Here is a 6,650-nt window from a genome sequence, read left to right on the forward strand (position 1 = left end):
TGATGGCGACCCGGTTACACATTCTGTTTGGAAAGGATGAGTGTTCATGTCTGAGATCTTTGACATCCAGGCCCGCGAAGTGCTGGACTCGCGCGGGAATCCCACGGTCGAGGTGGAAGTCGAGCTGGAGAGCGGTGCCAAGGGCCGCGCCATCGTGCCCTCTGGCGCCTCCACCGGTGCGCATGAGGCGGTAGAACTGCGCGATGGGGACAAGTCGCGCTTCCTGGGCAAAGGCGTGCAAAAGGCGGTGGCCAATGTCAACGAGGTGATTGGCCCGGAGCTCATTGGGGAAGAAGCCACAGAGCAGATTGACATCGACACTTTGCTGCTGCAGCTCGATGGCACCGAGAACAAGGGAAAACTGGGAGCCAACGCGATTTTGGCCGTTTCCATAGCTGTCGCCAAGGCGGCGGCGGCGGAACTGGAAGTGCCGCTGTATCGCTATCTCGGCGGTTTTCACGCGCACGTATTACCCACACCGATGATGAACATCCTCAATGGCGGCAAGCACGCCGACAATACGGTGGACATTCAGGAGTTCATGGTGGTTCCGCACGGGGCCGACACGTTCCGCGAGGCTCTGCGCATGGGCACGGAGGTGTTTCACAATCTCAAGTCGGTGTTGGCGGCCAAGGGCATGGCGACAACCGTCGGTGACGAAGGTGGCTTTGCGCCCAATGTGAAGACGAACGAAGAGGCCATTCAACTGATTGTCGAGGCCATCGAAAAGGCGGGTTACAAGCCGGGTGAGCATGTTTCCATCGCGATCGACATCGCCTCGACCGAGTTGCTCCAAGACGGCGCCTACCACTTTGCTGGCGAAGGCGTGACGCGCACCGCCGACGAGTTGATCCAGTACTATGAAAGCCTCCTGGCGCGCTATCCGATTCTTTCAATTGAAGACGGATTGGCGGAGGACGATTGGGACGGCTGGGTCAACCTGACGCGGGCGTTGGGCAACAAGGTGCAGCTGGTCGGCGACGATTTGTTCGTGACGAATACTAAACGGCTTGCGCGCGGCATAGACATGAACGTGGCCAACTCAATTCTGGTCAAGGTCAATCAAATCGGCAGTTTGACCGAAACGTTCGAGTGCGTGGAGATGGCGCGCAAGGCGGGGTACAGTGCCATCATTTCGCACCGCTCCGGAGAGACAGAAGATGTGACCATCGCCGACATTGCAGTGGCGACCAACGTGGGTCAGATTAAGACCGGCGCGCCAAGCCGCACGGATCGCGTCGCGAAGTACAACCAGCTGCTGCGCATCGAGGAGTCCCTGGGAGCGGCGGCGCGCTTCATCGGCAAGGCTGCGTTTGTCGGCGCCAGCCATTCGTGATAGACTGAACGCACATACGGGTCGTGCGCGTCGGTCGTCGGGGGGCGCGCAGTGGGGGTGACATGGTGCTGGCTGCGGCGAAAATCCTGCTGGTGGTTCTTTGCGTGCTCCTGATTGCCGTCATTCTTCTGCAATCAGGGCGCAGCGCAGGGCTGTCTGGGGTCATCACGGGCGGACCTGACCAGGTTGTCAATCGCAAGGCGAAGGGACTGGACTCGTTCCTCGCCAAGCTGACCGTGGTGATTGCCATCTTGTTCTTCCTGGCAACGCTGTTTATCGCCTTCACCTTCCATCACTCGGTGTGATGCTGTCTTGGGTGCCGCCCGTGAGGGCGGCATCTTTCATGGGCCTGGACTTGTCTTTGGGGGGAAGTCCTATGCCGGAGGAAGTCTGTGTCCTGATTCACGGCTTGGCTGGGTCTCCTGAAGAACTGAACCCGCTTGGCGACGCGCTGACGGCGCATGGCTACGAGGTCGTGGTTCCGTCTTTGTGGGGCGGACACGCAGACGGCCCAGGGCAGCACCACCGGGAACCTGGACAGGCTACGGTGACGGGCTGGATCAGCAAGATCATTCCAGCTGTCGAGGCGGCGCAGAAGCAGGGGCGGCGGGTTCACCTGCTCGGGTTTTCGTTGGGCGCCCTGCTGTCGGGGCTGATTGCGGAGCAATACCGGGTGGCCAGCGTGGTCATGCTGGCACCGCTGCTGGATTACGCAGGGTCCAATCCGCTGTTTCAGCAGATTGCGTTGGCCATCAAGGTCAATTGGCCGCGGACCGGGGCAGCCCAGGAAGCTCTGCGCGGACGGCTGGACAAATTGGGCGGCACCCCGCTGAAGACAGCGCGGCAACTGCGGCGCGTGGTTCAGATGACGAAGCGGGCTTTGCCGCAATTGGCCTGTCCCCTGTGCGTCATTCACGGCGATCGGGACGAATTGGCGGACCCCCGCAGCGCCAGGTACATCTACGAGACGGCTGCGTCTGTTTACAAGGAACTGCATTATGTACAAGGAGCCGGGCACATGCTGCTAATGGATGACGCTGAGGTGGTCAATCAGCTGGTGCTGGCTTTTTTGTCGTCGCTGCCCGGAGACTCGCTGGACCCCCATTCCGCGCTCAGTTCATGACACGGCTAGAATACCTGGGCATGGTGTACCCCGACGGGCTTGGGGTCATACTGAATCCATATCCTAACGCACCATCCACGGGACTTTCCCCGATTCACACCAGAGGAGGCGACAACCGGCTGTGGTGGACCGCCAGGACATCATCGACTACATGCAGCACGACGCCTACCGGCCGCTGATTGCGGAGGAGTTGGTGGAGGCGTTTGGACTCGAAAATGAAGACGATGAAGCGCGGTTCCTCCAGTTGCTCGCCGAGATGGAAGAACAGGGCGAGGTCGTACGTACTCGCACCCTTCGCTACGGCATACCAGAGCGCATGAACCTCGTGCGCGGACACATTCAGATGAAGGCGCGGGGGTTTGGCTTCTTGATTCCAGACCAGGAAGGGGAGCCGGACGTCTACATCGCCGCCGGCGACCTCAACGGGGCCATGAGCGGGGATTGGGTGTTGGTCCGCATCGACAAGTCGGCCCAGGGCCCGCGCCGAGAAGGAGAAGTGGTCCGCATTCTCAAGCGGGCCCATCACCGCGTGGTCGGCCAGTTCACCCGCTATCGCGATCACGCCTTTGTCACGCCGCTGGACAAGCGGTTTCCGCAGGACATCTTCATCGCCCAGGGAGACATGATGGACGCGCACGACGGCCACGTCGTCGTCGTGGAGATCACCTCCTATCCTACCGCCACGCGCGGACCGGAAGGCCGGGTCGTGGAGGTGCTGGGGCATCCGGATGCGCCCGGAGTGGACATCCTCGCCGTGGTGCGCAAGTACGGCCTGGCCGAGGCGTTCCCGGAAGCGGTCCTGCGGGCGGCTGAAGCCATCCCGATGGATATCTCGGAGGAAGACCTGAAGGGACGGCGCGACCTGCGCGATGAGACCATCGTCACCATCGACGGCGAGGACGCCAAGGATCTGGACGACGCGGTGCAGCTGAAACGGTTGCCAAACGGCAACTTCCTGCTGGGGGTGCACATCGCCGATGTCGGCTGGTATGTGCGCGAGGGCAGCCGCTTGGACAAGGAAGCGTACCGGCGCGGCACCAGCGTGTACCTGGTGGATCGGGTGATTCCCATGCTGCCGCAGCGGCTGTCCAACAACATCTGTTCCCTCAATCCGCACGTCGACCGTCTGACCCTGTCCTGCCAGATGGAGTTCACGCCGCAGGGCGAACGCGTCGCCTACGACATCTTCCCGAGCGTGATTCGCACCACCGAGCGGATGACGTATCGCAACGTCAACCGCATCTTGGTGGATCACGATCCAGAAGCGCGTGCGTTCTACCGCCCGCTGGTGCCGATGTTCGAGGAGATGGAGGCCCTGGCGGCGATTCTGCGCAAGCAGCGGATGGCCCGGGGAGCCATCGATTTTGACTTCGACGAGATCAAGGTCGAGGTGGACGACCTGGGCCGCCCCTTGGCGCTCACCCCGCGCGAGCGATCCGTCGCCGAGCGGCTGATTGAGGAGTTCATGCTGGCTGCCAACGAAACCATCGCCGAACACTTCTACTGGCTGGGCATCCCGTTCATCTATCGGATTCACGAGGATCCGGATCCGCAGAAGCTGCTGGAATTCAACCAGTTCATCCATAATTTCGGGTACCATGTCAAGGGCGTGGGTAACCGCGTCCACCCGCGCGCCCTTCAGGCCATTCTGCGGGAGATAGAGGGAACGCGCGAGGAGGCGGTGATTTCCAAACTGATGCTGCGCTCGCTCCGCCAGGCTCGCTACGCCCCTGAGTGCGTCGGCCACTTCGGATTGGCCGCCAAGTATTACACCCATTTCACCTCGCCTATCCGCCGTTATCCGGACCTGGTCATTCACCGCATCATCCGCGAGGTGCTGGAGGCCGGCGGACGGTTGTCGGACGAGCGAATTTCCCAATTGGAGGAGCTCGTCGCCGATGCGGCGCGTCAGTCGAGTGAGTGCGAGCGGACCGCACAGGACGCCGAGCGCGAGGTGGATCAGCTGAAGACGGTCGAGTACATGCTCGACCACATCGGTGAGGAATTCAACGGCGTCATCAGCGGCGTGACGTCGTTTGGGTTGTTCGTCCATTTGGACAATGGGGCCGAGGGCCTGATTCACATCAGCTACCTGACGGACGACTACTACATCCACTACGAGAAGTTGATGGCTCTCGTCGGCGAGCGGACGCGGCGCGTCTTCCGCCTGGGCGATCCGGTGGTGGTCCGGGTCGCGGCGGCGAGCAAGGAAAACCTGTCGATTGATTTCGAGTTGGTGGCGCATCGGCGCGAGGCGACGATGATCACAGACAAGGGCGTGCACACCATCGAGTACGACGAGGACCTCTCGCCCAAAGAACGGCGTCGCCGCATTCAGCAGCGCGCGCAGTTGGCCGGTGGTCGGGACCGGGACCACTGGGCGGGTGGCGGCCGTGGACGAGCGGATCGACCTTTCAACGGGGGCAGGCGTGGAGCCCGGCGGAAGGCGCGTGATCGGGGCGGGGATACGTCTGTGTCGAGCGGGGGCGGCGGCAGTCGGAACAAGCGGACCCTGTTGGCCGTGCCGCCGGATGGACGGGGCCGCTTGGCAAGGGTCGGCGGCGGTGGTCCCGCAAAGTCGCGCGGCGTTCGTCGGCGCAAACCGAAACGCAGCAAGCGTGGGCACTGACGCAGCTATCGCTCATGGGCTTGAGTCCCGTCCGTGGTCATGTTACGATTCAGGGTGCGCTGTGTGGTGCTGCAACCAGGACGCGGGCCATCGCAGCGGTCGTGCGTCGGTTTGCGCATCCCGTGGTGGCGATGGGCGCGGTGTCCAGTCTGCAGCGCATCCTGAGGTGAAACGATGGCCAAGGACGAAGAGCGCCGCATCCTGGCGCAAAACCGGAAAGCCTATCATGACTACTTTATCGAGGAAACGTATGAGGCGGGCATCGTGCTGACCGGCACCGAGATCAAGTCTATCCGCCGCGGATCCGTCAGCCTGCGCGACGCCTACGCGCGCATCGAAGATGGCGAAGTCTTTTTGCACAACATGCACGTGAGCCCGTATGAGCAGGGCAACCGCTTCAATCACGAACCCCTGCGCACCCGGAAACTGCTGCTTCGGCGGCAGGAGATCAGCAAACTGATCGGCGCTGTGCGAGAACAGGGGTACACGTTGGTGCCCACCAAGCTGTACTTGCGCAACGGGTTTTGCAAAGTCGAACTGGGACTGGCCAAAGGCAAGAAGCTGCACGACAAGCGGGAAGCGATGCGCAAGCGCGACGCCGACAGGGCCATTCAACGGGCGTTGCGCGAGCGCAACCGGCGCGCGTAGGTGACAAGTGCCCGGTTCCGTCTGGGAGCGGAGGGGCGAGTTTTCTGGCGAGTTTTTCGTGAAGAAACTGCCGTCCTGGTGGGGGGCAGACGTGCGAGATACGAATGCCCCGCTTGAATGTCCAGGGCTCCGGCGCTTTGCCAATCCTGGCAGCAAATCGGGGTGTACGCAGGCGGCGGTTTTGTGTATCATATTAATGAGGTTGTTGCCACGCTTGGTTCCGCTCGGGACAGCCGAGCGCTCACATGGGGGCGTTTTGGATTCGACGGGGGCTGTTCGAGCATGAACGGCGGGTCGTGGGGCTGCGGCCACGTCAACAACGCGGGTCTAAATGTAACTGGCAAAGCTAATCGCTTTACCGCAAACAACAACCTCGCCCTGGCTGCCTAATCCCAGTCAGGCCGTCCCGATGTGCGCCGCCCGTGCGCACGCGGTGACGTCACTCTAACGGGCTGGCCGCCGATGTGCTCGCGTATCGGCGGTGAGACGAAGCGAGCTGGCTCAGAACGGAGCGTGTGCGTCCGCGCCGGCTGAGGACTCCCAATAGGCGTACTACACCCGTAGAAGTTCATGTAGCGAGGTCTTCGGACGCGGGTTCGACTCCCGTCGCCTCCACCACCGATTTGCAACTGCATAGTAAGATGTGATATGGGCCAGGCTTCTGGTCCATATTTTGTTGCGTGAAGCAGGAAGCATGCGAAGCCACTCAAGGATTGATTGGTTCGACTTTACAGGACACTATTTGGTGTCCTATTATTGGTGCGGCGGGTGTCGTGTTGAGTGATGAGAAGAGGACACGATTTCATCTGACTCACATCTTCCTCCATATCTCTCCTGAAAGGACATACACCATGCTTGGTCGTAAGAGCTACACTCAGGAAGAACTTGACTGTTTCAGCCACAATGAAGTGGTC

The 6,650-nt window shown here is 61.4% G+C and carries 6 protein-coding genes and 1 other RNA gene; all 7 read left to right on the top strand.

Translation table 11 applies throughout. The features are described 5' to 3' along the window. The first annotated feature begins 46 nt into the window (after positions 1–46). Complete coding sequence (gene eno / locus ASH01S_RS14315; RefSeq protein ID WP_067929130.1) at positions 47–1,336, top strand: phosphopyruvate hydratase; 1,290 nt, start codon at positions 47–49, stop codon at positions 1,334–1,336. A 65-nt stretch (positions 1,337–1,401) separates the two neighbouring features. Beyond that, positions 1,402–1,641, top strand: coding sequence for a preprotein translocase subunit SecG (secG, locus tag ASH01S_RS14320; protein ID WP_083517209.1), 240 nt, complete (start codon positions 1,402–1,404; stop codon positions 1,639–1,641). A 71-nt stretch (positions 1,642–1,712) separates the two neighbouring features. After that, a complete protein-coding gene (locus tag ASH01S_RS14325; RefSeq protein ID WP_067929132.1) occupies positions 1,713–2,459 on the top strand; it encodes an alpha/beta hydrolase in 747 nt (248 codons plus the stop codon). A 121-nt stretch (positions 2,460–2,580) separates the two neighbouring features. Further along, a complete protein-coding gene (gene rnr / locus ASH01S_RS14330) occupies positions 2,581–5,088 on the top strand; it encodes a ribonuclease R (protein ID WP_067929133.1) in 2,508 nt (835 codons plus the stop codon). Between the two features lie 174 nt (positions 5,089–5,262). After that, positions 5,263–5,736, top strand: a complete 474-nt coding sequence (gene smpB / locus ASH01S_RS14335) for an SsrA-binding protein SmpB (protein ID WP_067929134.1) — start codon at positions 5,263–5,265, stop codon at positions 5,734–5,736. Positions 5,737–5,983: 247 nt separating this feature from the next. After that, positions 5,984–6,354, top strand: a transfer-messenger RNA (tmRNA) gene (gene ssrA / locus ASH01S_RS14340). A 62-nt stretch (positions 6,355–6,416) separates the two neighbouring features. After that, on the top strand, positions 6,417–6,650 hold a 234-nt coding region (locus ASH01S_RS19045), incomplete at its 3' end, for a hypothetical protein (protein WP_217996336.1).

It is taken from the genome of Alicyclobacillus shizuokensis NBRC 103103, from assembly GCF_001552255.1.
Classification (GTDB): domain Bacteria; phylum Bacillota; class Bacilli; order Alicyclobacillales; family Alicyclobacillaceae; genus Alicyclobacillus_G; species Alicyclobacillus_G shizuokensis.